General features: G+C 35.0%; 30 protein-coding genes, 1 pseudogene and 1 riboswitch. Of the genes and pseudogenes, 24 read left to right on the top strand and 7 right to left on the bottom strand.

Annotated elements, in window-relative coordinates:
- Positions 1-310 precede the first annotated feature (310 nt).
- The 5 genes from GKP30_RS01785 to GKP30_RS01765 all read left to right on the top strand — a co-directional run bounded on the left by GKP30_RS01785 (position 311) and on the right by GKP30_RS01765 (position 5,988).
- Positions 311-1,537, top strand: a complete 1,227-nt coding sequence (locus tag GKP30_RS01785; RefSeq protein ID WP_216827669.1) for an MFS transporter — start codon at positions 311-313, stop codon at positions 1,535-1,537.
- A 213-nt stretch (positions 1,538-1,750) separates the two neighbouring features.
- A complete protein-coding gene (locus tag GKP30_RS01780) occupies positions 1,751-2,278 on the top strand; it encodes an RNA polymerase sigma factor (protein WP_216827668.1) in 528 nt (175 codons plus the stop codon).
- On the top strand, positions 2,271-3,326 hold the full coding sequence (locus tag GKP30_RS01775) for a DUF4179 domain-containing protein (protein ID WP_216827667.1): 1,056 nt from the start codon (positions 2,271-2,273) through the stop codon (positions 3,324-3,326). Before GKP30_RS01780 ends, GKP30_RS01775 begins: the two co-directional genes overlap by 8 nt.
- 757 nt (positions 3,327-4,083) lie before the next feature.
- Complete coding sequence (locus GKP30_RS01770; protein WP_216827666.1) at positions 4,084-5,328, top strand: GAF domain-containing SpoIIE family protein phosphatase; 1,245 nt, start codon at positions 4,084-4,086, stop codon at positions 5,326-5,328.
- Between the two features lie 153 nt (positions 5,329-5,481).
- Positions 5,482-5,988 (top strand): ferritin, encoded by a 507-nt coding sequence (locus GKP30_RS01765; protein WP_216827665.1) that lies wholly within the window; start codon positions 5,482-5,484, stop codon positions 5,986-5,988.
- 154 nt (positions 5,989-6,142) lie between these two features.
- On the opposite strand, the gene GKP30_RS01760 is transcribed toward GKP30_RS01765, so the two are convergent.
- Positions 6,143-6,490 carry a hypothetical protein gene (locus GKP30_RS01760; protein ID WP_216827664.1) on the bottom strand — a complete coding sequence of 116 codons (348 nt, stop codon included), beginning with the start codon at positions 6,488-6,490 and terminating at the stop codon, positions 6,143-6,145.
- A gap of 136 nt (positions 6,491-6,626) precedes the next feature.
- Between GKP30_RS01760 and GKP30_RS01755 the strand changes: the two genes are divergently transcribed.
- Both GKP30_RS01755 and GKP30_RS01750 read left to right on the top strand, forming a co-directional pair.
- The gene (locus GKP30_RS01755; protein WP_216827663.1) at positions 6,627-8,171 is read left to right on the top strand and encodes an FAD-dependent oxidoreductase; all 1,545 of its coding nucleotides are present in this window, start codon (positions 6,627-6,629) and stop codon (positions 8,169-8,171) included.
- Between the two features lie 245 nt (positions 8,172-8,416).
- Positions 8,417-9,898 (top strand): amidase, encoded by a 1,482-nt coding sequence (locus GKP30_RS01750; RefSeq protein WP_216827662.1) that lies wholly within the window; start codon positions 8,417-8,419, stop codon positions 9,896-9,898.
- Positions 9,899-10,051: 153 nt separating this feature from the next.
- On the opposite strand, the gene GKP30_RS01745 is transcribed toward GKP30_RS01750, so the two are convergent.
- Positions 10,052-10,435 carry a kinase-associated lipoprotein B gene (locus GKP30_RS01745; protein WP_216827661.1) on the bottom strand — a complete coding sequence of 128 codons (384 nt, stop codon included), beginning with the start codon at positions 10,433-10,435 and terminating at the stop codon, positions 10,052-10,054.
- Positions 10,436-10,679: 244 nt separating this feature from the next.
- On the opposite strand from GKP30_RS01745, the gene GKP30_RS01740 reads away from it, so the two are divergent.
- Positions 10,680-10,874: a DUF2187 family protein gene (locus GKP30_RS01740; RefSeq protein WP_216827660.1), complete on the top strand. Its 195-nt coding sequence runs from the start codon at positions 10,680-10,682 to the stop codon at positions 10,872-10,874.
- A gap of 128 nt (positions 10,875-11,002) precedes the next feature.
- Here the strand turns inward: GKP30_RS01740 and GKP30_RS01735 are convergent, their stop codons facing one another.
- Positions 11,003-11,473 (bottom strand): hypothetical protein, encoded by a 471-nt coding sequence (locus tag GKP30_RS01735; protein WP_216827659.1) that lies wholly within the window; start codon positions 11,471-11,473, stop codon positions 11,003-11,005.
- A 152-nt stretch (positions 11,474-11,625) separates the two neighbouring features.
- On the opposite strand from GKP30_RS01735, the gene GKP30_RS01730 reads away from it, so the two are divergent.
- Positions 11,626-12,261, top strand: a complete 636-nt coding sequence (locus tag GKP30_RS01730; protein WP_216827658.1) for a CAP domain-containing protein — start codon at positions 11,626-11,628, stop codon at positions 12,259-12,261.
- Positions 12,262-12,463: 202 nt separating this feature from the next.
- On the top strand, positions 12,464-12,670 hold the full coding sequence (locus tag GKP30_RS01725) for a hypothetical protein (protein WP_216827657.1): 207 nt from the start codon (positions 12,464-12,466) through the stop codon (positions 12,668-12,670).
- 213 nt (positions 12,671-12,883) lie between these two features.
- Here the strand turns inward: GKP30_RS01725 and GKP30_RS01720 are convergent, their stop codons facing one another.
- Entirely contained in the window at positions 12,884-13,858 is a 975-nt protein-coding gene (locus tag GKP30_RS01720) for a S8 family peptidase (RefSeq protein ID WP_216827656.1), read from the bottom strand.
- A gap of 183 nt (positions 13,859-14,041) precedes the next feature.
- Here GKP30_RS01720 and GKP30_RS01715 point away from each other — a divergent pair, with 183 nt between their 5' ends.
- On the top strand, positions 14,042-14,923 hold the full coding sequence (locus tag GKP30_RS01715) for a helix-turn-helix domain-containing protein (RefSeq protein WP_216827655.1): 882 nt from the start codon (positions 14,042-14,044) through the stop codon (positions 14,921-14,923).
- A 310-nt stretch (positions 14,924-15,233) separates the two neighbouring features.
- On the opposite strand, the gene GKP30_RS23685 is transcribed toward GKP30_RS01715, so the two are convergent.
- Positions 15,234-15,365, bottom strand: a complete 132-nt coding sequence (locus GKP30_RS23685) for a hypothetical protein (RefSeq protein ID WP_268884647.1) — start codon at positions 15,363-15,365, stop codon at positions 15,234-15,236.
- Between the two features lie 382 nt (positions 15,366-15,747).
- Between GKP30_RS23685 and GKP30_RS01710 the strand changes: the two genes are divergently transcribed.
- Complete coding sequence (locus tag GKP30_RS01710) at positions 15,748-16,479, top strand: DUF421 domain-containing protein (RefSeq protein WP_216828071.1); 732 nt, start codon at positions 15,748-15,750, stop codon at positions 16,477-16,479.
- A gap of 167 nt (positions 16,480-16,646) precedes the next feature.
- Here the strand turns inward: GKP30_RS01710 and GKP30_RS01705 are convergent, their stop codons facing one another.
- Complete coding sequence (locus GKP30_RS01705; protein WP_216827654.1) at positions 16,647-17,312, bottom strand: hemerythrin domain-containing protein; 666 nt, start codon at positions 17,310-17,312, stop codon at positions 16,647-16,649.
- A 232-nt stretch (positions 17,313-17,544) separates the two neighbouring features.
- Between GKP30_RS01705 and GKP30_RS01700 the strand changes: the two genes are divergently transcribed.
- The 10 genes and pseudogenes from GKP30_RS01700 to GKP30_RS01660 all read left to right on the top strand — a co-directional run bounded on the left by GKP30_RS01700 (position 17,545) and on the right by GKP30_RS01660 (position 23,817).
- Positions 17,545-18,285 carry a class I SAM-dependent methyltransferase gene (locus GKP30_RS01700; RefSeq protein ID WP_216827653.1) on the top strand — a complete coding sequence of 247 codons (741 nt, stop codon included), beginning with the start codon at positions 17,545-17,547 and terminating at the stop codon, positions 18,283-18,285.
- A 135-nt stretch (positions 18,286-18,420) separates the two neighbouring features.
- The gene (locus GKP30_RS01695) at positions 18,421-18,642 is read left to right on the top strand and encodes a hypothetical protein (RefSeq protein WP_216827652.1); all 222 of its coding nucleotides are present in this window, start codon (positions 18,421-18,423) and stop codon (positions 18,640-18,642) included.
- Between the two features lie 100 nt (positions 18,643-18,742).
- Positions 18,743-18,787: riboswitch (PreQ1 riboswitch) on the top strand.
- Positions 18,788-18,839: 52 nt separating this feature from the next.
- Entirely contained in the window at positions 18,840-19,505 is a 666-nt protein-coding gene (gene queC, locus GKP30_RS01690; RefSeq protein WP_216828070.1) for a 7-cyano-7-deazaguanine synthase QueC, read from the top strand.
- On the top strand, positions 19,506-19,952 hold the full coding sequence (queD, locus tag GKP30_RS01685; RefSeq protein ID WP_216827651.1) for a 6-carboxytetrahydropterin synthase QueD: 447 nt from the start codon (positions 19,506-19,508) through the stop codon (positions 19,950-19,952).
- A complete protein-coding gene (gene queE / locus GKP30_RS01680) occupies positions 19,942-20,676 on the top strand; it encodes a 7-carboxy-7-deazaguanine synthase QueE (RefSeq protein ID WP_216827650.1) in 735 nt (244 codons plus the stop codon). Before queD ends, queE begins: the two co-directional genes overlap by 11 nt.
- A gap of 390 nt (positions 20,677-21,066) precedes the next feature.
- A pseudogene (locus GKP30_RS23380) lies at positions 21,067-21,537 on the top strand (LytS/YhcK type 5TM receptor domain-containing protein); the annotation flags it as partial.
- A 30-nt stretch (positions 21,538-21,567) separates the two neighbouring features.
- Positions 21,568-22,263 (top strand): sensor histidine kinase, encoded by a 696-nt coding sequence (locus tag GKP30_RS23375; protein WP_236034868.1) that lies wholly within the window; start codon positions 21,568-21,570, stop codon positions 22,261-22,263.
- Positions 22,264-22,346: 83 nt separating this feature from the next.
- Positions 22,347-22,796, top strand: a complete 450-nt coding sequence (locus tag GKP30_RS01670; RefSeq protein WP_216827648.1) for an FAS1-like dehydratase domain-containing protein — start codon at positions 22,347-22,349, stop codon at positions 22,794-22,796.
- A complete protein-coding gene (locus GKP30_RS01665) occupies positions 22,793-23,152 on the top strand; it encodes a MaoC/PaaZ C-terminal domain-containing protein (RefSeq protein WP_216827647.1) in 360 nt (119 codons plus the stop codon). Before GKP30_RS01670 ends, GKP30_RS01665 begins: the two co-directional genes overlap by 4 nt.
- Positions 23,153-23,187: 35 nt before the next feature.
- Complete coding sequence (locus GKP30_RS01660; RefSeq protein WP_216827646.1) at positions 23,188-23,817, top strand: TetR/AcrR family transcriptional regulator; 630 nt, start codon at positions 23,188-23,190, stop codon at positions 23,815-23,817.
- A gap of 100 nt (positions 23,818-23,917) precedes the next feature.
- On the opposite strand, the gene GKP30_RS01655 is transcribed toward GKP30_RS01660, so the two are convergent.
- Positions 23,918-24,055, bottom strand: a complete 138-nt coding sequence (locus tag GKP30_RS01655; protein WP_216827645.1) for a YflJ family protein — start codon at positions 24,053-24,055, stop codon at positions 23,918-23,920.
- A 352-nt stretch (positions 24,056-24,407) separates the two neighbouring features.
- Here GKP30_RS01655 and GKP30_RS01650 point away from each other — a divergent pair, with 352 nt between their 5' ends.
- On the top strand, positions 24,408-24,890 hold the full coding sequence (locus GKP30_RS01650) for a hypothetical protein (RefSeq protein WP_216827644.1): 483 nt from the start codon (positions 24,408-24,410) through the stop codon (positions 24,888-24,890).
- A gap of 26 nt (positions 24,891-24,916) precedes the next feature.
- Entirely contained in the window at positions 24,917-25,561 is a 645-nt protein-coding gene (locus GKP30_RS01645; protein WP_216827643.1) for a TetR family transcriptional regulator, read from the top strand.
- The last annotated feature ends 106 nt before the right edge of the window (positions 25,562-25,667 follow it).

The following is a 25,667-nucleotide window of genomic DNA, read 5'->3' as shown; positions in this document are numbered from 1 at the left end:
ATTCATCTACATTAGGGTTAGCCTTCAATAAGCTCGTTTACTGATACCCCATGATTTTGAGATATATCCCACCATTCGAACACTAATTACTGTTAAAGGTGCCAATTTCCTAATCTATACCTTTAAGGTGGCTCAAACGGGTTTTGGTTATTGGATTCTCCTAATATTTTCCTTGAAGGTGTATCAATTCCAAATGTAAATATTCATTATCAACTACGAAGACAGTCTTCTAAATTACTAAAATTTCGTATTGCGAAATAACTATAAGCAGATTACAATATAATAAAAAAACAGAATAAGAGGTTGCAACATGAATCGCAAAATGATTTTGTATACGAAAGCCCTTTCCGATTTTGGTATGTTTATGGATTTAATTGTTTTGAACGTTATTATTTACGCAGCAACTGGAAGTACGGCTTGGCTCGCAGCAACGATGGCCGCTCGGACGATTGGCGGGGTGTTGTCGAGTCTTTTTTCAGGTATTTTAGCCGATCGTTTTAACCGTAGAAAGATTATGATCATTAGTAATTTTTTACGAGCAGGTATTATTATGGCTCTCATTCCGTTTCCAGATCCTACAATGATTATTATTGCATCGTTTTTAATAGGGTTTGTGAATAGTAGTTATATGGTTAGCTTTAGTGCGGAAATCCCACAAATTTTTGGGGAGAAGAACACTCTACCAACGAATGCTTTAATTGCGAGATTGACGTCATTTGCTCTTGTCGCAGGCTTTTTAGCTGCAGCCATCATTACGGATTTTCTTGGTTATAAATTAACGTTATTTATAGATGCCACTTTATATTTAATTGCAGGTTTGGTTCTTTTACGTATTAAATGGGAGTCGCCGATGACTCGAACGGTAGAGGTAGCAAGTGGGATTACGCAGAAATTAAAATCGGTTTGGGTCGATTTAAAAGAAGTTTATTCATATTTATTAGTCGCACCAATGTTAATGTTTGTAAATATCGTATTTTTAGTTGGTGCATTTGCGGGAAGCTCTCACAATATGGGAATTCCATTATTGGCTGAAACACTCGATCCATTAAGGCAGAGCTTTTATTACGGTATGATTTGGGCTGTTTGGGGTGTAGGTTCTGTCTTAGCGACATTTACGTTACCTAAGTTACCATGGATCAAAGATCAAAAGATCTATTTTACATGCTTTATTTCAGCGATTTTAATGTCTACTGGATTTATTATCTTTTTATCTGGGTTAAACCTTTGGATTATTTTATTCTTTGCCTTTTTTACAGGAATTTTTGATGCTGCCTTTACAACACTACATGCGACAATTTTACAACGAACAGCAAATCACATTCGTGGGCGTATCTTTGGCGTAGGGATGCTGTTGAAGTCACTCGGTTTTGCTGGTGGTTTCCTTATTGCTCCATTTCTCCTTTCACACATGACGATGCCACAAATGGTATGGCTCATGCACGGCGCCTTAATAACCGTTACTTTAGTTGTAATGGTATTTGCCAGTAGTTTTGTTTTGCGAGGGAAAAAAGTTTTAGAACCGAAAAAAGCGTCTTAATAAGCTATTCCATAAATTATATAGACAAGGTGTGGGCTGACTCATATAAGTGTCCTTTCATCTCATTTTTAGGATAGGTAGTAACCTGACCATGTGGTGCTATCACGAAGATGAGGGGAATGCACATTTAATTGGGCCAGTCCTTTTTTATTTTTTTTGTGAACCAGATCGCCAGGTTCCCCATCTAACGTATAGAAAGAGAGGAGGGACGCAATGAATGAGGTAAAAGTAGTCAAAAGAGCTCAACAAGGTGATAAAGAAGCATTCGTACAATTAATAGAACAAAATCGAAACAGTATGTATCGTATGGCACTTACAATTGTCCATTCAAAAGAAGCATGCGAGGACGCACTTTCAGAAGCCATAACGAAAGCGTATGAAAAAATTACAACGTTAAGAGAACCGAAATATTTTAAAACATGGTTGATGAGGATTGTCATGAATGAAAGTTACTCTATTGTTCGTGAGCGTAAACGTGTTGTCGAGTTAACGGAGTGGAACCGAGAAGTGGTTTCTGAAACGATGACCACTGATTTTGAATTAGAAGAAGTGATACAACAACTTCCAGATGATTTACGAGTGGTAATCGTTCTATTTTATATAGAGCAATGGACGATTAACGAGATGAGTGAGGTATTAAATGTAGCAGAGGGTACAGTGAAAAGCAGATTACATCGAGCAAGAAAGAAATTAATGCCCTTATTAGAAACTAACGAAAAGAGGTGTTCTACAAATGAATGAACTGGATAAACAACTGTCAAAACGATTACGACAAAACGTGAAAGAGCCGCCAACATCGGTCGTTGATCGTATGAATAAAACCCTTAATTCACTGCCAGAACGGAAAAAACGACCATCGAAGAATTACAAGGTAATATTCGGTGTCGCTGCTGCAATCTTTATAGTGATGATTATTTCAATGCCGATGTTCCAGTCTGTTGTTCAGCAAGGGGTACAGGAAAAGTTGCTAAAGGAAAGTGTATTTCAATTAGTAGGTGAGGAAGGGCTTCAGCATTTGAGTGAAGAAGGATTGACAACTCCAATGAATATATCAGCAACGAGTAACGGCATTACGCTAGAAATTACTGAAATGATGTTTGACGGTACGAGGCTTTATTTCGGCTTTATTGAAACACATCCAGAACCTATTGATCTTGTTGCTGTTCCTGAAGAAGACCTTATGTTGAAAGAGTCGCGTTTTTTTGTAGGTGATCGTGGTAGTTATTATCATATGCTTAGTGGAAATCCGACGAGGCAGCTTTCCGAAACGAGACTTGCTGGGGTGTTTGGTTCTTCATATGTAGGTGATGTCGATCAGCTAAAAGATATAAATGTAACGGTCTACCGTGGTGGGGACTACGCGGGTGAATGGGAATTTTTGATCGATGAAATACCAGTGATAGAAGGTGTAAGCACATTTATTGTGGATGAAACGTATCTAGTTGACGAACAGTACGAATTTTATATAGAAAAAGTCGTCCAGACCCATGTTACTATTGAAGTTTATTATTCTTTTGACTTTCAATACAATTCTGTCAATCAAAAACACGACTACTATGAAATGACAATCCGTAATTTAGGAGGAGACCCTTATGAAGGGCTTTATATCGGTGGTGGTTTAGACCAGAACAAAATTTATAGAGTATTAACAGACAGACAGGATAAGGGAATAAGCTTGCAATTTAATAAATTTATAAATACGGATGATAGAGAATCAGAAACAGTATACATTCAAAAGTTAAACGAGGAAGCGGTTTTAGATATAGTGATAGAATTTGATGATCATTAATAAGTATTGCTAGAAAGTGCACGGATTTATTTTTTCCGTGCATTTTTATTTTAACTACAATTAAATTTTAGTGAATTTTTATATAAATAACAATAAATGGTATGACGGAATAACCTTTAACGGATGATTAAGAGGGTATATGAACAGATGTTAGAAGAAATTCAAATCACTTAGAGACTTTAAAGCAATAAAGGTGCCTGGCACCTTTATAGGAAATGTTTATAAAATGCAAATAATTTTGCTAAAGTGAAATATAATTTAGTGTATATTTTTATAATTTTCAGATAAATTTAGAGAGAGACAAACAAGAGCGTGTGACGTTTTCAAACGAAGAAAAGAGGAAAGCGATGAATATTGGCTCGCTTTACTGCATCAGTTGAGGGTGTTTGCCTGCATTGACTGCAGGGGTCATCCTGCTTATCGTTTATAATTTTTAAAGGATGGTGTACTGTGAGAAGGAGTTCAATTATTTTTTACTTGGTCTTTTTAATGACGTCGTTTTTTTCATTTCAGTTATATCGTTCCATTTCTAATTTTTACATCGCTATTGATGGTATTGCCAGTTTAATATCATTATTAATTTTGTTCATATTAGTCATAGCATCACTACTTTTTTCTATGAAATTTACTGATTTTCTTTCGAGCAATCAAGAAGAAAAATCCTTCCCAATAAAAAAACATTTCTAACGAGACTATCAAAATATTACAAATTATACTATAGTTAGATAACATACAAATTAAGATAATGGAGGATTTTATGGCTTCGGAATTAGCAAACTTTGCAAAAACAGGACGAAATGTTTTTCAATTAATGAGTGAAACTATTCCAGCAAAAACTTTTTTTATTGCTAGTACAAGAAATGACCGATTTATTATATTAGATGTATTTAATAAAGAAGGTGGATGTACGGTTCCTTCTACCTTTAATGCCCCATTAGAAGAATCTTACTGTAATATGGTCGTAGCTCACCATAAGCCTTTATTAATAAAGAATACGGCTCAGTCATCTCTTGTCAATCATATGCCAGTCACTTCGTTGTTTACAATTGGTTCTTATTTAGGCGTTCCCATTGTTCTTGAGGACGGGAAAACGTTTGGAACGTTATGTGCAATGGATCCAGAACCTGATGTATTTAATGAGAGCCATATCCCTAAACTAGAAACATTTGCTAGTTTAATAGGGAGTACATTGCAACTTGAAGAATATTTTTCACAATTAAGAAAGTATGAAACTCAAACAAAAAGAGAACTGCAACTTTCAAGGAAAATTCAAAAATCTACTTTAATGAAACCACTTGATGATTCTAAACTTTCTATCGATAGTATTTATGTTCCATCTCATTTTTTGTCAGGCGATCTTTGTGCATGGTATGAAATTGAAGATGGTGTATATGGTGTTATCGTGCTAGACGTTATGGGACATGGAGTTTCTTCAGCTTTAATAGGAATGGCTATCACACCCGCATTAAAGAAAGTCATGAGTGAAAAGATAAATCCTTATGAGGTTATGTGTGAGTTGAATCGAATGTTAAATGAATTGCTCGAAGGCGATGAAGAATTATTTACTTTTGTCACTGGCATCTATGCACTAATTGATACAAATAAACAAAGTATTACCTATATGAATGCAGGCCACCCACCTGGACTTCTTATTAATAAAAGCGGGATACACTCATTAGATAGAGGATCTATGCCTCTTGGTATCTTTAAAGAACTCCCAAACCACTGTGGTATCGTTGAACTACATGGAAACTGGGATTTATTGTTGTATACAGATGGCTTGACTGACGAATTTAGAGCTGATGGAGAAAAAGGTATCGATACAATAATGAGTTACTACACTCATTCTAAAGAAACTAATCAATCATTCTTAGAGGTAATGCAAAAGTTTATCTCTAAAACTGAAGGCTATAACGATGATATTTGTGCAGTTATGATATCTCCAAAGCAAAAAATTACCACCAACAATTTGATACCACTTCCACACAAAATCGAAACATAAAAAAATAAACAGCCATTCTATAACAGACAAATAAAAAACAGATGGACTAAAAGCTCCCATCTGTTTTTTTGATTCTCTTTTGGTGCAGGGGAATTAGATAGCTTGTAAATAAAAGAACCATCGGGTAACATGGCTTATAAAGGAGGCGGTATGATGTTAAGTGAGAAAATGTTAAACGCATTAAATGAACAAATGAATTTTGAATTTGAGTCAGCACATACATATATGGCAATGGCAGCATGGTGCTCTGCACAAAGTCTCGACGGATTTGCAAATTTCTTCTTAGTTCAAGCAGAGGAAGAGCGATTCCATGCAATGAAATTTTATAATTATATTAACAATCGTGGGAAAAGGGCAATAATTACAGGCTATGAAACACCGAAAAATGAGTTTGATACGATTTTAGATGTTTTTAAAGATGGGTATGCTCATGAACAACTAGTAACTAAAAATATTTATAAGCTTTCTGATATTGCGATGGATGAACGAGAGCATGCTACAATTCAATTTTTGAAATTTTTCCTTGACGAACAAGTGGAGGAAGAAGCGATGTTCGATAGTATTATTGAAAAGCTGAAGCGAATTCAAAACGACAACAATGCTTTGTTCATGCTAGATGATGAATTTTCAAGGCGAACGTTTACTCCTGAAGAAAACTAAATATCTTGTCACTGCTCGTATTGAATTTTGATATAAAGAGTCTATTTCACAATGTCTAGCTGTCCTTTAAGTAACTAGTCCTTAAACCTGCAAGAGTTGCTACAATAAGTACGACCCAGAGTTTTAAGGCTAGAATGTTTATTAGGACAGTTTTTTATTTGAGTTTGTTTTTAACGATAGAAATTAAATCTTTAACATTTTTACAGCTATTTATTTCTTCTCTGCTTATTAGTTCCTGAAGCCCATTTGAAGTGCGGAGAAATCCGCATGGGAGTTTTGTTTCAGGATAATCGCTTGGAAGATCATCTAAATGATAAAAGGTAACGGGAAAGTCTAGCGATTCAATGTACTTCTTCCACTCACGTTTCATACTGACATGTCCATAGGTAATAGCGCATAATTGACATGGATACGTGCTAGGAGAAGCCCATTTATGGATCGAGTCCAATAAACCGTTCCACACCCCACTTTTTGCATGGTACACGAGTATTAATTCTCTCATTTATTTTTCCTCCAATTTCTTCTTTATTCTATATATTAGGCTACTCATCATGTGAATGGTAAAATTTCCAAATCAAACTTCACATATTTCCCAATTAATTAGGGGAACATAAGGAAAACAATTGTGGAGGAAAAACATGACAATGAATAACAATGATAACCATAATTTTCCGAAATTTCCAGAGCCTTTTTGGCGTGATGATATACAGATTCCTTCTTTTTCATCACTTAAAGAAAATATTACAGTTGAGGTTGGTATAGTAGGTGCTGGTATAACAGGGATTACTCTAGCTTATTTATTAAGTCAAGCAGGAGTAAAAGTGGCATTAATTGATGCTGGTGTTATCCTAAACGGAACGACAGGACATACAACTGCGAAGGTAACTGCACAGCATGGAGTTATTTATGACGAATTTATTAGCCATTTCGGTGAGGAAAAAACAAAATTATATTATCATGCAAATGATCAAGCGCGTGCCTTTATTAAAGATACAGTTACTTCATTGAAAATTGATTGTGATTTTAAAGAGCAGGATGCTTACATCTATACGAATTCAGAGCAGGAACTAAATAAGTTGGAGAAAGAAGCGAAAGCCTATGAACAACTACGCATCCAAGGTGGGCTTATCGAATCGATGCCTTTACAGCTTCCGATGAAAAAGGCTGTAGTGATGAGAAATCAGGCGCAATTTCATCCTATTAAGTACTTGCTCCCTCTAGTAGAGGAAATTCAAAAAGCGGGGGGACTCATTTACGAAAATACGACAGCAGTGAATGTAGAAGAGGAAGATCAGCCGAAAATCATTACGAGAAATGGTCATTATATAGCATGTAAATACGCTGTATCATGTTCTCATTTTCCTTTTTATGATGGAATGGGTTTTTATTTTGCGAGAATGCATCCAGAACGCTCTTATATTGTCGCTGTTAAATCAGAACAGCCTTATCCAGGTGGAATGTATATAACTTCCGAGTCACCAACTCGTTCTGTTCGTTCGACACCGATTGGAAGTGAAGAGCTTCTTCTATTAAGTGGGGATGGCCATAAAACAGGTAAAGGTGTTAATACGATCAAACATTATGCAGCACTTGCACAGTTTGGAAAGGATGTTTTAGGCTTAACTGATATTCGCTACCGCTGGTCTGCACAAGACCTATATACATTGGACAAAGTCCCGTATGTTGGACCTATCACCTCAACGAAAGAAAACATTCTTGTAGCAACTGGGTATCGTAAATGGGGGATGACCAACAGTACAGCAGCAGCGATGATGTTAAAAGATCTTATTTTAGAAGGTCGACATCTCTATGAAGACATCTTCACACCGTCACGTTTTGTTCCAGACCCAAGTATTAAGGAGTTAGTAAAAAAGAATGCCGACGTTGCGGTAGAGTTAGTGAAAGGAAAGTTTGAACGTATTGATAAGTTCCCTGAAGATGTTAAGGTCGGAGAAGGGACACACGTAAAAGTAAACGGGAAAAAAGCAGGGGCATTCCGTGATGAAGATGGAAAACTTCATTGTGTAGATACAACTTGTACGCATATGGGTTGTGAGGTGGAATGGAATGACGGCGAACGTACATGGGATTGTCCATGTCACGGTTCAAGGTTTTCTCCAGAAGGAGATGTAATTGAAGGACCTGCTGATCAGCCATTAAAGAAGCTTGCTGTAGATGAATAGGTGAATGAAAGTTGCATTTGAAAATCGAAAATTAACAATGGTACATGACCATAATAAAAACACAATCGTCTGATTGTGTTTTTATATTTTCTTGGACAAAAAGGAATTTTCGGTTAGACGTCGAAATCAGTTATCTAACAAAATACATAGGAAAAAAGACTTTTATTTGTTTCGTTTCTTGGACTGATATTAATATAAATCGATAAATACCTGAGAAAAAAAGAAAATGTGTAAGAGGTGATCGTATGGCGGATTTTTACAAAAGTTACGATGCACTTGGACTGGCTGAACTTGTTAAATCAAAGCAAGTTCAGCCAAAAGAGTTATTAGAGCAAGCTATTCAAGTTATAGAACAACAAAACCCGCATCTAAATGCGGTTATTCATAAGATGTACGAACAGGCTGAAAAAATGATAGAGACAAAAGAGTTAACTGGACGTTTCGCTGGGGTCCCTATGTTGCTAAAAGATATTACGCAAGAAATCGAAGGTGAACCAATCACCTCTGGTTCTAAATCACTTCAATCATATCGTGCAAAAAAAGATAGTGAATTTGTTAGGAGAGTAAGGAACACAGGAGCGGTTTTTTTAGGTGTAACAAATACACCAGAGTTTGCGTTAATGGGAATTACGGAACCTACCCACTATGGTCCAACAAGAAATCCATGGAACCTAGATTTTACACCAGGTGGTTCAAGTGGTGGGTCTGGTGCTGCTGTTGCAGCAGGAATGGTACCAATAGCAGGAGCCAATGATGGAGGTGGTTCAATCCGTATACCAGGAGCTTACTGTGGTCTCTTTGGTCTTAAGCCAACGCGAGGACGCACACCAGCAGGGCCAACACTTGGTAGACAATGGCAAGGAGCTTCTTCTGATCATGTGTTAACGAAGTCAGTTCGAGACAGTGCTGCCATGCTAGATGAAATCCATGGTATTGAAAAAGGTGGTGCCTTTCAAGCTCCGCCATACGAGGGTAGTTACTTACAATGTGTCACTCTACCATTCGATAAGGTATTAAAAATTGCTTTTACAACAGAATCTCCTCTAGGGACTGACGTACATCAAGAGTGTAAAGAAGCTGTCTTACGGACGGTGAAACAACTTGAAAAACTAGGACATAGGATAGAAGAAAAGAGAGCTCCAGTTGACGGTAAAAAAATTGCAACAAGTTATTTAACGATGTATTTTGGTGAAGTTGCTGCAACGATTACTTCATTAGAAGATGTATTAGGAAGAAAGGCAAAGAGTAGTGATGTTGAGCCACAGACATGGTTATTAGGTTTATTAGGACGAACGACAACTGCAGAAGAGTTTGTGCTAAGTATGCGTGAATGGGATAGGGCGGCATTTGCGATGGAAACGTTTCATGAAAGTTACGACCTGTATATAACACCAACAACAGCTTTTCCACCTGCTAAAATCGGTGAACTCGAACCGAAGCCAATGGAAAAATTATTAATTAATGCAATTGGTACGATTGGTTTAGGGGGCCTGTTAAAGAAAACTGGAATAGTAGACCAAATTGCTGAGCAAAGCTTAATGCGGACACCATTTACACAACTTGCTAATTTAACAGGGCAACCAGCCATGACAGTTCCAATGCATAAAACAAAAGACGGTTTACCGTGCGGGGTTCAATTTATGGCTGCGAGAGGAAGAGAGGATTTACTTTATCAATTAGCGGGGGAACTCGAGCAAACTGAAATGTGGATTAATTTGGAGTTATAAATAAAAATAGCTATATTAGTCCTATTGTTTAAATACGTTGATTTTGGCTCATCGTTTGAAAGTTTTACTAAGCTTAGCTCCAACGACGTAATAAAATGAATTTAGAATTTTTCACTAATGAGACCAAAATCAACACATAATTTTATGACACCTTTATTTAAAATAATCTTTTTCTAATGAATGAAGCATTTCGATTGACTTCTTCGCCCATTCACTTCCATCTTCATTAAGGATTGCATATTGCTTTTGTAGAGCCTCTTTAAGAGATTCCTTGTAATCAGGAATACCACCCTCAAAAGGTTTAACATAAACTTCAGGAATGTTAGTTTGTTCACGGTGTGCTAGTGCTCTACGTTCATGAAAGAACTCGACATTTGTTTCTTTGGGATTATGTAGATCACCTTGATCTGGGTGTTTTAGCACGGCTAAAACTCGTACTACATATTGTGAGGGTCTAATATTGGTTATTTCACCTATGTATTTGCCTGTTTTATATATCCCTGTAACTTTTTGCCCGATTTCTAATTGTTTTTCCATGCAAAACACCTTTTCTTTCTTTTTTACTAATGATATCATATCTAAGGGTTTTGTTCGAAGATTACATAACAGACCTATGATTTCATAACACCCTTAGTATGAACGAACTGTTGCTTAATAATAATGTAATATCTTAACAATAAAGTGGTGGAGTATTACTAACAGCTACCACTTTTTTATTCATGGTGTTGGCAGAATGTTTACAAGTAAAGGGGAAATACTTTAATTTAAAGGGGGAAGTAAAATGTCAGAGGAACAAGAGTCACATGTAAATGTCGGTGATATCATTCAAATTAATAAAGGTGTAGAAAAAGGTGAAAATGCAAAAGTAATTGCTGTTTATACGAACTCTGTAGCTGTTGAATTAAACAGAAAAGAAAAGAATGGAAATTTAGCGAGAACGGTAGTAAATCATAGCAAATATGTAGTGAAATCATAAATACTTACAAAAGTAGCGACGTGTTCAGGACTTCGCTGCTTTTTTATATGCTATTTTTGGTAACTTGATGCTATCTAGCCGTTAACCTAACTTGTGGCTTGGCTAACGGCTATAGCAATAGAAAGAAACTATAGACGTTTAAAGCCTTCTTCATCTAAATAAGCAGCAGCCTCGCCATAGGAATTAAACGTACCATCTAGATTTAAACCAGCATATACATTCCACATACCCTCTTCATTAATAAGAGTAAGAGATTGTTTATCACGATTAATCCACGTTTCTTCAATAGCCTCATCACTTAGTTCATCTTCGTTGGGGTTGACAACATCTAGTGAATTTATGGATTGTTGAATGATTGTTTTAAGTTCATCTTCTGTAAATTCTCGAATATTTACCATTCCCTTATTGTCAGTCGAATAGCCCTTGATATTTCCTGCGTAAACAAAGCCATTTCCATTCGGGTGTAGATGGTAAACAACATTTTTCTTTTCCGCTTGGCTTTCCTCATATTGAAAGTTGACTCTGCCTAGGGAAACATCTTTTCTAGTTAGTTCTTTAAACGACTCAATGATTGCTAATTTTTCATTAAAAGTTAACATAATTCCTCCAAATGTTTTTATATAGTTTTTCCATTATAGCATATCAATTTCCTAAATATAAAAATTTAGGAAGAAGCTTTTATTGTGTATGCTTTTACACGAAAAAGTGAAACTTAACATTGAAAAATACTTATATGGAGGTACTACCACTTATGAAACGATTACAGTTCGTGCTTGTTGCAGCGGTACTTATGGTTTCACTTTTTTCTGTACAACCAGCTGCAGATGCACAAATCAAAATGTTTAAAGAACCACCATTCTCTCACTACAAAGTCTCGCGTGGTGATACATTCTGGTTTATTGCACAACGCTATGGTTTAGATTATCGTGAGTTAATGAGACTTAATCCTGATGTAGAACCGAGAAATATGCACGTTGGTGAAGTAATCCGCTTAAAACCTGATGCTGCTCATCATAGTGCTTTCGAAGACCAAGTAGCAGCGCTTGTTAACCAAGAACGCCAAAAGAACGGTTTAAGACCTCTTCAGCATCGCGCTGACGTAAAGCATGTTGCACATAAGAAAGCAGAAGATTTAATTAACTCTAACTACTTTGCACATAACAGTCCAAACTACGGATCACCTTTTGATATGTTAAGAACGTTTGGTGTTAGCTATCGATCAGCAGGCGAAAACATTGCAAAAGGTCAAAGAACACCTCAAGAAGTAATGAATGCATGGATGAATTCTCCAGGTCATCGTCAAAACATTCTAAACCCTAATTTCGATACAATTGGTGTAGGCTTCTATCATGGTGCTTGGGTTCAAATGTTTATTCAAGCAAGATAATATATTGGATGAAAGAGACTAACGAAAAAGTTGGTCTCTTTATTTTGCCTAAATAAAAGTATCTTAAAAAGTATATTTGCTTTGCCAGATTACTTTTTTAATTTGTTCTTGCTATTTCAAATAAGAGTATGACAAAAGAATTTGAAATTTCCTATTTTTTCAACACTATGTTACACTTAGGTTACTTTGAAAGGGTGATGAAATGAAAAGTTATACGATTCAACTACTTGAGATGGTCCAGAAATCTAAAAGAGCAATTTCTTATGAAGGAGCTGCTAAGAAGTTGAAAGCCAGTAACCCGCAACTCAAGGACACGAATAATAACACGCTCGTAACAAAAAAAATTTTAGAGATGCTTGTAGTTCGAGGGGAAATTAAGAAAAATAAAACAGGCAACTATATCTCATAAATTTCAATTTGTCAGTAGAAGCGTAATGAACATATATATTCTCTCTTGGTCATAGAAATTGAAATTGACATAGAAATAAAAAAAGCATTCCAAAGTGAACTGCACCCCAATTGTTAGACACAACTAACAAATAGGGGTGCAGTTTTTTTATTTCGGCATAAAATCATAATTAATTGGTATTTTGTGTAGGGCCAAAGTGAGGGTTGTTCTCTCTTATGCAATATGATCGTCAGACGTAAACAATTTGATTAAAGACTGTGCTGCGGAGTGAAGAGAAAGTAATCCATTCCCTTCTGCGCACTTACTAAAACCTAGTGGAACAGTACGCCTAATTAATTGGGCATAAATTTCTGGTTCAGTTAACCTTCGCTCAAATTCTTGTTCGCAAATATTGATTAAAAGGGCAATCGCGCCTGTTACGTGTGGCGTAGCCATGGAAGTACCCGAGAGTCGAGCATACTTACTGTTCAGATATGTTGAAAGAATGTTCACACCTGGTGCAACTAGGTCAATTTCATCATTTGTATTTGTAAATGGAGCGAGTTTACGGCTGAAATCGACAGCACCAACTTGTACAACTTCAGGATAATACCCTGGATACGCTCGTTGAATCGTATCTTCTTTCCCATCACCATCGTTTCCTGCAGCACAAACAACGACAATATCGTTTTTTATTGCCTCTTTTATCACTTCGTGAAGCAATGGAACATCTTGAGGTCCACCTAGAGACATCGAGATAACACGGACCTTTTCGCCGTCAGGGCCTTTCCAGTTAATCGCGTAATAAATAGCTTGAATGATCCAATCGTATTTACCGCCACCAGTTCCCGAAAGAACTTTTAAAATTAAGAGATCAGCTTTTGGGGCAACTCCAACAACACCTTGGTCATTTAATGACGCTGCTATCGTTCCAGCAACATGTGTACCATGACCATTGTTATCAGCAAAATTATTAGGATCTCCACGATAATCTGTTGTAAAATTATAGCCACTAATCACTCGATCCTCTAGGTCTGGATGATCAATTTGGCAACCAGTGTCTAATACTGCAATTACAACGTTATCACCTTGGGTCTTGTCCCATAATAGCGGGGCCTCAACCATCACAACGCCTTTAGGAAATTTTTCTGTAGCATAGGGAATAACATCCTCTACTTTATATGGAATTAAATGAACTTCATTACTCATATAAATCCTCCTTTTATATAGTTAATATTTCGTACTCAATGATAATTGAACGGTGCTAGTGAAAACATGTACTAGTATTAAGGGGTTCAATAATACAACTTAATTAAATAAAAATTACCAAAGGCTGATTGTTTCCAAAAGATGGTGCTAGTAAAATGAAAAATAAAGTTGTTGGTGGTGTTTATGGAAGCGATACCAGTTGGAAAAGCGATTAGAGATTTAAGGAATTACTTACGCTTGTCTCAAAAAGAGTTAGCAAAAGGAATCTGTACTCAATCTCTCATAAGTCAAATTGAATGCGGGGATGTTTCGCCGTCTGCAGATGTACTTTATAAGATAGCTAATCGGTTTGGAGTAGATATTAATTATTTTTTTGATATAACAGATTGTCCAAGATTGGATTATGTGAAAGAAGTGTTTTTCCAAATTCGCCAGGAAATAAGAAAACGTAACTATGAAAAAGTTTCGCAGATGATAGAGAGTGAGATGCCCAATCCACTTTTTCAAACGAAGGTTAATCAACAATTTATGCTTTGGCACCAGGCAATCTGTATATATTATATCCAAGGAGATGCCAAGCAATCTCTTGAGCTTTTAAAAGAAGCTGTTGAACTTACCGATACGACTACAAAGAATTTTTCGGAAAGGCAAATTGAGATTCTGACGAGTATTGCAATTATTTACAGTGAGGTTGGTGATTTTGAGAATTCTTTTGAATATTATCAGAAGGCTCTTTATCAGCTAAAAAAACTTCCAGTGGTTCAAGATAAAAGTATTAGAATAAGGATTTTATTTAATTTTGCGAAGACTTTATCAAAAAACGGAAACTATCAATCCTCATTAGAACAAGTCGATCAAGGGATTAGATTATGCATTGAGCACGAGATCATGTGCCTTTTTGGTGAGTTGCATTTTCAAAAAGGTAAAAATCTAAATAGTCTAGGGCATAAACAAGAAGGATTACAATACTTAGAGAAAGCAAAAACAATTTTTGATCTTGAAGGAAATGAACAATTTGCGGACATTGTTAAAAGAGAAATCAATTTTTATTCAAATGATGAATAAACAGCAAATCACCCCGCAGAATACTATTTTTTAATTTTTTCAATCAGAAGAATGACTAGGTTTACGAGAGTTAATAAAAACATACTAGTTGCTAAGAATACCGTCATTGCATCCATTGGTATCACCCCTTTCACCGGGGGGATTATAAGCTGTTCATTCTTAGAAAGAAGACGACATCTTTCATACTATACTGAACTCCTTTTATTTTTAGGTTGCCCCTGTCTTTTACTATGTTTCTTTTTAGAAACTGTCAGGGGGACTCATTTACTTTAAAGTTAGTGTAGAGTCAACCTAGTTTATTTTTATTGTTTTAATGACGATGAGGTAGATCCTCTTGTATTTTTATAGGATGATAAGATTGTTCTACATCTGTATGACTAAACCCAGTTAAACTTACTAATACGGTTAGTGCTGTTGCCAATTGAAGCAAACATTTTTTCACATTTCATCCCCCCTTGATATAGACTTATTCTAATATATATTCACTATATCGTATTTCAGAATTTTCTGTATTCTATCTATTTCAGTCTTATCCTTTATTATTCTGTAATTTTCGTTTGATATCTAATTAAACTAAAAAAACATATAAATATATTGATTTCTTTAGACGGATTATTACAAAATAGGAACCCCTAACTAATTATAGTATTTAATGTTTTTCGTAAACATTATTGCTTAAACCTTCACGCAAAGTGTGCTTGGCTAAAGGTTCAAAAGCAAAGAACAACATTCAATGAGAAAAAAAACATAAATAGAATAGAATTTTAGTTTAATTAGAAAAATAGGAAAGGAAGTGTTTGACAAATCTAGAAGGGATGAACTTTATGGAGCTGGCTAAGGAGTTAATCATTCTTTTTTTTAGAATTATCACGATATTACCACTGATACTTATTGCAACGCTCTTAATGGGGAAACGTTCTATAGCAGAATTACCAGTATTTGATTTTTTAGTAGTAATTATTCTTGGAGCAGTAGTTGGAGCTGACATTGCCGACCCTAATGTTCCACATATCCATACAGGGGTAGCCATAATTTTAATAGGACTTTTTCAAATTTTAGTGGCAAAGTGGAAAATCAGCAATAGAAAAATCAGGCGTTTAATCACGTTTGAGCCAACACTTGTTATTAGTGAAGGAAAATTTATTGTGGAAAACCTTCGTCAGATCAGATATTCCATTGATAATATTTTACAGATGTTAAGAGAGAAGGAGATTTTTGATGTAAGTGAAGTTGAACTCGCGATAATAGAAGGTAACGGAAATCTCTCAGTTCATCGAAAGCCTAAAAAAGCAAATGTGAAAATAGAAGATCTGGGAGTCGCGAAAGTTTCATCGGGGCTTGCTTATCCAGTTATTATTGAAGGGAAAGTTTATGAAGAAGTATTAACTAAACTTAATGTAACAGAGGCGTGGCTCCAACAGGAATTAAACATACTGAACGTTGAGGATGTTAAATCAATATTTTTTGCATCCATTACAGAGGAACAACAATTACATATTTCCTTAGTTGAAGATAAAAACAAGCTACTTATATCAAAGCCTTCAATACTAAGTTAATAGTACAAACTAGATAATATGACCAAGCCCTTGTCTTTTCCTAAAGGTATAAGAACTAATCAGTGGATTACAATTCACATAAAAGAAGAGGCTAAATTTATAGAAATACTTCACTCATCAACCTCTTCTTTTATGTTCGTTTGAAGACTTTGTTAAAATTAGGATATTTATGCAGCTTCTAATTCCGTTTTCAATTCTGACCAATCCTCTTTGGACAATACAGATTTAGCCAACTCACAGGCAGCTTGATATGCTTCAGGTGGTGCAAATTTTTTCATTCCACCTAACATTTCAACGCGCTCGTAAATATTCTGGCCTGGGATCATATATTTAAAGTAATCCATTAATATTTCTTGTGGAATGGAAGAACGGATAGCTACAGTTACTTCCATAAGCTCTTCAACAGATAACTTTTCCCATAGTATATTCATGACGTCAACTTCTTCTGTTTGTAAATGGTTTAAATACGCTGCAAGGAACTTATTATAACCATAGACAAACTTAACACCTAGTTCTCTACGGGTTTCTGCAGAACTGTTGTTAATATCTTTAATTAATTCTTCTAGCTCGATTAATAGGACATCTGTTGCCTCATGCTCTGTTTCCATTTTTTCAGCCACTTCTGGAGCATATTTTTCAATAATCGGATGAACATGTTCATCTTCATGTTCAGCATGCGAGTGCAATACAGCACACAGAGTGTTAAACTCCTTTGTAAATTCCTTCAGCTTTTGTTCATTTTCAAAGTTTAATTGATTAACATGGTTTAATAAATTTCCTAATGCAAACCTTAGACCTTTGTGAACAGGCATAAATAACTCATATTTAACCATATAAGCCCCTCCTTATGAAAAAAATACCATCTAAGTATACTACTAATTACCTAAAATTAGAATAGTTTTATAGTAAAAATATTATTGAATAGATATAAATACTTATTACTAAAGCGATGCTAGGTGAAATTAGCATTTCTCACATCTGAGTAAAAAGTAACAATCTTTGAGAAAAGATCTTTTATGAAAGTTAATATTATAGAATAAATATTTTGGGAAGAGGAGGAAGTGTATGAAAGAAAAGGATGATGTCATTCGTCAATTTAATGAAACTTCAGATGGTTATCTGACAAGTAATGTGCATGCAAAAGGAAAAGATTTAGCATGGATTAAAGAAGTTGTAAGAAAGGGGGAGCGAAGAAAAGCCTTAGATGTCGCTACAGGTGCAGGTCACACTGCCATCACCTTAAGTGAGTTAGTTTATGAGGTTGTTGCGGTAGATATCACACCAAATATGCTTAAATTAGCAGAAAGTCATGCAAAGACAAAAGGTATACACAATATATCATTTGCAATTGGAGATGTTGAAAATCTTTCTTTTCCAGATGATTCCTTTGATATTGTCACATGTCGCATTGCAGCGCATCATTTTCCTGAATTAAGAAGAGCTGTTGCAGAGATGCACCGTGTTTTAACAAAGAAAGGAAAACTTATTATAGTTGATAACTATATTCCAGAAGACAGTGGAACGAATAATAGGATCAATGAAATTGAAAAATTGCGTGATCCCTCTCACAATGAATGCATATCACTAAAGAAGTGGGAAGAACTTTTTCAATCAGTTGGCTTTACTAATATAGTTTGCTATAAAAAATGGACTTCAACAATGGACCTAGACAGTTGGATTAAACGTGCTAAACCGTCCAAAGTAAATAGTGAACAGATTTATCAAATAATAAAAAATGAAAATTTAAATTGGATTGACAAAGACGAGGTTCATTTACGAAAAGTAATGTGGGTTTGTACGAAATAAATTATTTATTATCATGTTAAACTCAAAATATCTTGTTCTCATTTTTCTCACTTGCTAAGAGGTGTATGAATTTACAGTTCTACACAGCCGAGATTTTTTGTTCAGTCAGCTTTAGCTGTCAAAGGTGGTGTACTTGTGGTCAAAACAGTAATTGTTGGTTTATTAACATTTTTTAGCGTAAGTGGTGTTCTTATTGCCATTGGGAATATCTTTGAAATACAATTGTTAATGTTTAGCTTTTACGAAGAGAGACCTAGTGGATTTACCGCAGGAGGGTCAATCTTATCTTTTATAATTGGCCTTGTTTGCAGTTATTTAGTCGGTAATTTCTATCAGAAGAAAAAAATGAGTCACTAAAAGGTTGTATTCTTTGTAAGAAAGAGTATAATATTAATGTTGCAATTTCTATGATAGTATAATAAATATAGTCAAATAGAAATTCCGGTTATCTTAATGATCGGTAGAGGTTCTAGCTCAACCCTCTATAAAAAACTAAGAAGAAACAGGACTTCTTAGAGGTGCTGTTTTTTCGTTTGTAAAGGAGTTTTACCATGATGAAAAATGAAAAAGCAATTGTTGTTTTTAGTGGTGGTCAAGACAGTACCACTTGTCTATTTTGGGCATTAAAACAATTTAAAGAAGTAGAAACGGTGACTTTTGATTATAATCAACGTCACGATCTTGAAATAGAATGTGCCAAGAAGATATCTGAAGAATTAGGTGTTAAGCACCATGTTCTTGATATGTCCTTATTAAATCAGTTAGCCCCTAGTGCTTTAACTCGTGAGAATATTGAAGTAAGAGCAGGAGAAGATGGGGATCTTCCGTCCACTTTTGTTCCAGGAAGAAACTTAATCTTTTTATCGTTTGCTGGTATTCTAGCTAGTCAAGTTGATGCAAAACATATTATTACTGGTGTTTGTGAAACAGATTTTAGTGGGTATCCAGACTGTCGAGATGCATTTGTTAAATCATTAAATGTTTCTCTTAATTTATCAATGGATCAACAATTTGTCATTCATACGCCACTTATGTGGTTAAATAAAGCCGAAACATGGAAGCTTGCCGATGATTTAGGTGCACTCGAGTTTGTACGGACAAAAACGTTAACTTGTTATAACGGTATTATTGGTGATGGTTGTGGTGAATGTCCTGCCTGTGAATTACGCTTGAGGGGATATGAGGAGTTTTTGCATATGAAAAGAGAGGAGCGAGCTTAGATGATACAGCAATTTTATCCGCAAGTTCAACATGATTATCGATATGAATTAAATAAAGACTTTAATTTCTCAGCAGCTCATTTTATTCCTCATGATGAAGCTGGTAAATGCAAAAATGTTCACGGTCATACGTATTTTGTTAATGTTACAGTAGCTGGTGATACGTTAAATGATAGTGGTTTTCTAGTAAACTTTCAGCTAATCAAAAAATTAGTACATGGTCGTTATGATCATACCATTCTAAATGATAATACTTTGGACTTTAATGATCTACAATCAGAGAATTTCCCAACGACTGAAGTTGTCGCACGGACAATTTGGGAAAACATTCAAAAATACCTTGATCAATTATCAAATAAGCCAAAATGTATCCAAGTTGTTGTTAGAGAAACTCCAACTAGCTATGTTGTGTATCGTCCGAGAAAAGGTGATTTCGATGGCGAATAATATTCCTGTAATTGAAGTATTTGGGCCGACAATTCAAGGAGAAGGAATGGTTGTCGGTAGGAAAACGATGTTTGTTCGAACTGCGGGATGCGATTACCGGTGCAGCTGGTGTGACTCCGCTTTTACATGGGATGGTTCTGCTAAAGATCAAATTAAACAAATGAGTGCCGAACAAATTTACGAAGAACTTAAACAAACTGGGGAAGACCGTTTTGATCACGTAACGATTTCGGGTGGGAATCCAGCATTATATGCAGCTATAGACGAATTAATTGATGTTCTTCAAGGAGATAACATTAAAATCGGATTAGAAACGCAGGGAAGTAAATGGCAGGACTGGTTTACGAAGGTTGATGATTTAACCTTATCACCGAAGCCGCCGAGCTCGGGAATGGATACGAATTTTGAAACGTTAGATAAAATTATTAACCAGTTAAAGGAAAATAATAGACTGGAAGATAACGTAAGTATAAAAGTAGTTATTTTCAATGATGAGGATCTTAATTATGCGAAGAACGTTCACGTAAGATATAAAGATGTTCCATTTTTCTTACAAGTTGGAAATGAGGACTTGCAAGATATTGAACCATCACAATTAATGCATAAGTTAATTTCGAGCTATGAGCGATTGATTGAAAAAGTTATTGCATCTAAAGAATTGAATCAAGTTAAAGTATTACCGCAATTGCATACCTTATTGTGGGGCAATAAACGTGGTGTTTAAATAAGGAGCATGAGTATATTTTCTCATGCTTTTTTGCATAGACTGATATTTACGAGAGTGAATCGTTACTCGCATAGATATTTAGGCTAATAGGGTTACACCATGAGCTGTTTAAATAGTAATTATAAGAAGTTTCGTTATCTTCACAGGCTGGCTTCTTTTGGTACTTTGTTACTATTAGAAAACATTCTTCCAAAGAAAGTGAGCACTTTTTATAAAGTTTCTGATAAAACGTAAATATCAAAAAGGAGTTTACAAGCTAAAAAGAGAATGTATTAAATACCAGAAATGCCTTGATTGGAGGATAAGGGTGAATACAGTATTTGATGATGTTCAAATTTTCCTACTAAATTTAACTTTTGTTTTTTTCTCTACTTTTTTTATCATAAGTTTATAGAAAAAAACTCACCACGTATTTCTAATGAAATCTTTGTAGGCATTATTTCTGGAGTTTCAATCATTTTAAGTATGACATTTACGATCTCACCAACACCTTCCTTAATTTTTGATATGCGACAGTTGCCGTTAATTGTTGGTGCTCTCTATGGTGGTCGAAGAGTCTTAGTTTTTTTAATTTTTACTTTGATAAGCTATCGTTTTTTTTTAGGGGTAGATGATGGTTATTACGCTTCATTTATTATTTATTCTATCTTATTTTTCATTCTATGGTATCTTATTCCTCGTTTTACAATAGCCATCAAGACTAAAGACAAAGTCAAAATCGCTGGAATAGCAGCTAGTTTTGGAATTGTGTTTCTATTTGCCGTAATATTTTTTGTTAATCCTAATGTCAATACATTTAAATTAATCTCCCTTATCATTTTATTTAGTACACAATTTGTTGGAATTATCTTCTTTGTAATACTGATCGAGCGCTCAAGAACTGAGCGGATGATCATCGATGAGCTTAAAAAGCTGGAAAAACTGAAGATTGTTAGTGAAATTGCTGCTAGTATTTCTCAAGGGGTACGAAATCCATTAACAGTTACCAGAGGGTTTATACAGTTATTGAGGGGGACAGATATCCCAGATGATAAAAAGGACATGTATATTAAACTATCTCTAGAGGAACTAGATCGTGCTGAAGAAATCATTACCGATTATTTAACGTTTGCAAAGCCTTCATTAGAAAATGTAAAACTGTTAGACTTGACCGATGAATTAACCTACGTAATTAAAGTCGTTTCTCCATATGCAACAATGTATAACGTAACTATTTTATCTGAATTTAGTCCTAATTTATTTATAGCAGGAGAAAAACAAAAATTTCATCAATGCTTAATCAACTTAATTAAAAATGGTATTGAAGCGATGCCAGATGGTGGAGAATTGTCAATAAAGCTAGAGCAGGAAGAAGATAATGCTGTAATCCACATTCAAGACTCAGGTGTTGGGATGACTGAAGAACAGGTCAAGCGATTAGGAACACCATACTACACTACAAAAAATAAAGGAACTGGGCTCGGAACGATGGTTGTCTTTAGTATCATAAAAGTTATGCAAGGAGAAATTTCTGTTAAGAGCAAAGCGGGTGTAGGGACTTGTTTTACTCTAGCCTTTCCTATTGTAAAACAAAACATAGATTAATATCTTAAAAGTACAAAAATGTTTCTAATAGTAAACTGTGGTAACTATTGGGAAGTGTTAATTGAATTAGTAAGGAGGATATTATGGAAAATAATTTAAAGCTACCTAAGTTGTTAAAAGAATTTGAGTTTGAAGTAGAGCGAGGAAAAATAGCCGAATTTGCAAAAGCGACAGGGGCAGATGATATCGAAGTTTATATGAGCAAGAAAGCAGCAATAGAAGCAGGGTATCCTGATGTACCCGTTCCACTGACGTTTGGAACGGTTCCCGAAATGTGGAAAGGGTTAGATTTTGAATGTATTATTGATGATTTTAAGCTCACCTTAACCCGAGTTTTACACGGTAGTCAATCCTATACGTATCATAAACCAATTTTTGCAGGAGAACAGCTATATGGTAAGACCTTTCTCGTTGGAATGAAACAACGCAAAGGGCTGTCCATCTATTCCTTTGAAACCGTTTTCATTAATGAACAAGCAGACTTGCTTTTAGAATGTAAGTCGGTAGTAATTGAGAGAGGTGAGGGCAGATGAGTCAAATGAAAATGAGCGAATATATTACGATTACTAGGGAACAGCTTGTAAGATATGCAGGGGCATCTGGTGATTTTAACCCAATTCATACAAATATGATATTAGCGAAAGACAATGGTCTACCTGATGTGATTGCTCAAGGAATGTTCATTATGGGCCTTGCAGGAAGTCATCTAACTAGATGGTTTGGCCTTAACAAGGTTAAGCAATTTGACGTTAAGTTTACGGCAATGACACTTCCAGGTGAAAGAGTTCAAGTTATTTGTACAATCAATGGAGAAGATACAGGTGGAGAAGTGGTTGTGAAGAACGAAAACGAAGATGTAAAACTAAAGGGTTCTATTCAGTTTTTTTAACTTTATTAACCTAGTTAAGAAGAGGAGGAAAAGGATTGAAAAAGTTACATATCCCATCGATGGTAAAAAACAATCAAAAAATTAGAAAGCGTCGTAATCAAATCCTAGAGGCATCAATTCAACCGTTTAAAGAAAAAGGATTTCATAGAACTACAACGAGGGAAATTGCTGAAAATGCAGGGATGAGCTTTGGTGCCATTTACGAATACGTAGAAAGTAAAGAAGATATATTGTATTTGTTCTTTGAATCTCTTTATGACAAATTGAATACGATATTAAAAAGTAGAGTGAGTGATCAGTTTACTGGGCTTAATCGTTTAAGGTCGTTTGTTAAGGAATACTTTTATGTTATAAACGAGATCTGGGATGAAACGGGGATTATGTATAGTGAGTCACGTTCATTACCGAAGCCGTATTTAGAGTATGTTTTATCAAAAGAAAACGATTTTGTTCAATATGTAATGGGGATTTTCTCAAAAGCACTACAAGAAGAAAACATTTCTATTCATGAAGATGATATTTATTTACTCACACATAATATTATTGTTCAAGGGCATATGTGGGCATTTAGGGGTTGGGCACTACGCAAGCGCTATACTCTCGAACAATATATCGACATCCAATCAAAAACACTAATTGGAAGTACATTGGCTTTAATCGATTAAAGAGTATGGGGGCTCAACTAATGAGCTCTTTTTTTGTTTCAAATGTTCTATATAAGTAGGAAGTCAGAAAGAGTCATGGGGGATCCATGACTCACAATAATTATTTGATATTGCTTTTACGATTATATAAGTTTGCTAAAATATGAGTTTTATACAACTCAAGCTTCCGACCGTCAATATATCGGATCCCGCGCTCTTTCAACTTTTGGACATACCAACCTTTACTACCTACGTGCATAATCCGATCATCCTTTCCATCCGTATTTTCTTCAACAAAAAAAGAGAAAAACTGCTCAAATGAGTCAGTCTCTCCCTTTAATGAACTTGATGGTCATTGTAACACCTGGACAATCTGTAGGGGAATAGTAGACAAGCTAAAAATTTAATAAAATTCGAGTTTTAAAATCTAGCTCTATAAAAAAGAATTAAATGATATGTGCTAGACGAACCAACTTTTCTGAAGTGTTTTTTCAATCAAAAAATACTTCTTTTTTTATTGAAAATTTAGCAAAAAACAGTTGAATAATGACATTGGTGTCATTATAATAAAAGTGACACTAGTGTCATTTTAAAATTAAAGGAGAATTTATATGAAAAAAATTACTGTCAGTTTACTTTTTGTTGGGTTAATTTATTTTTTGTTAATAACATGGGTCAATTTGTTTCCTTGGAATGATACTCATGTAGCTAAAGCTTTTTTTGGAGATGATTATTATACTCAATTAGTAATAGGGACCATTGTGACTAGTTTACCGATCGTACTTTCGGTTATTTCTTTCCTTATACAAAAAAGGTTTATGATGATGATTTGTACTGTTTTAATGAGTGGACTACTTTTTCTACAAATTATGTCAAACTGGCTACCATATATTTTTGGTACTACTTTGGACGCACAACACTTACATGAAATTTTGTTTAGCCGAACATTGAGTCTTTTACCGAGCATTTCTAATCATCCTGTTCCTGACAGCGCACATACTGTACTTTTTCTTTTGTATATATGTATTTTAATTACGATGATATTGTCATTAAGGCAGCAAAAAGTTAAGATGAAAATGAAAAAAAGTGCTTAGATTTTTCGTTTGAGAGGATGTTTATCTTGTCTCCAAAAGTTTCAGAGGAATATAAGGAACAAAAGAGAGTTGAATTATTGCTTGCTGCAAAAAGAGTATTTGAAACAAAAGGCTTTGAACCAGCAACGTTGGCCGATATTATAGAAGAGGCTAGAATAAGTAGGGGAACAATTTACCTTTACTTTTCAAGCGTTGAAGAGATTTTTGAAGCTTTGCTCGATTATTTAGAACAACAAGGTCAAATGAATGTGGAAATGTACTTACAATCATTTTCAACAGGCTGGGAAGCAGTTAATCAATTTTTAATACTTCAAAAGCAAGCAGTTCTTAATGTTGAAAAAGGTATAGTCCCAGCGTTCTATGAATATTCAGTAATCAGCTGGCGTGATATGAAGAAAAGAGAACGTTTATCAGAACGATATGATAAAAGTAAAAAGTTATTAAATGCAATCTTTAATCACGGGGTAAATTTAGGAGAGTTTAAGCCTAGAAAACCTATTGAAGAAATTACAATATTTATACTGTCTTTGGTGAATGGACTAATGCTTGATACGCTAAACTTAGGAGTTAATGAAGAAAAGGTCAATCAACAAATGGAGATGTTAGAGGATCTATTAAAGATAATGTTAGGACTAGAAGGATCTAATGAATTTATAAAACCATCAGAATAATCAATTCTGATGGTTTTATTTTTTAGATAAATAATACTGGTTTTGTAAGATTACTAGTCTTTATTTCTTTTTTGGGAATTGCTTTTTCTGTTTCGATAACTAAGGA

Origin of the sequence: Alkalihalobacterium elongatum (assembly GCF_019024285.1) — a bacterium.
In the GTDB taxonomy this organism is placed as follows: domain Bacteria; phylum Bacillota; class Bacilli; order Bacillales; family Bacillaceae_F; genus Alkalihalobacterium; species Alkalihalobacterium elongatum.
The sequence above is the reverse complement of the archived record's forward strand: the minus strand, read 5'-3'. Positions and strand labels throughout refer to the sequence as shown.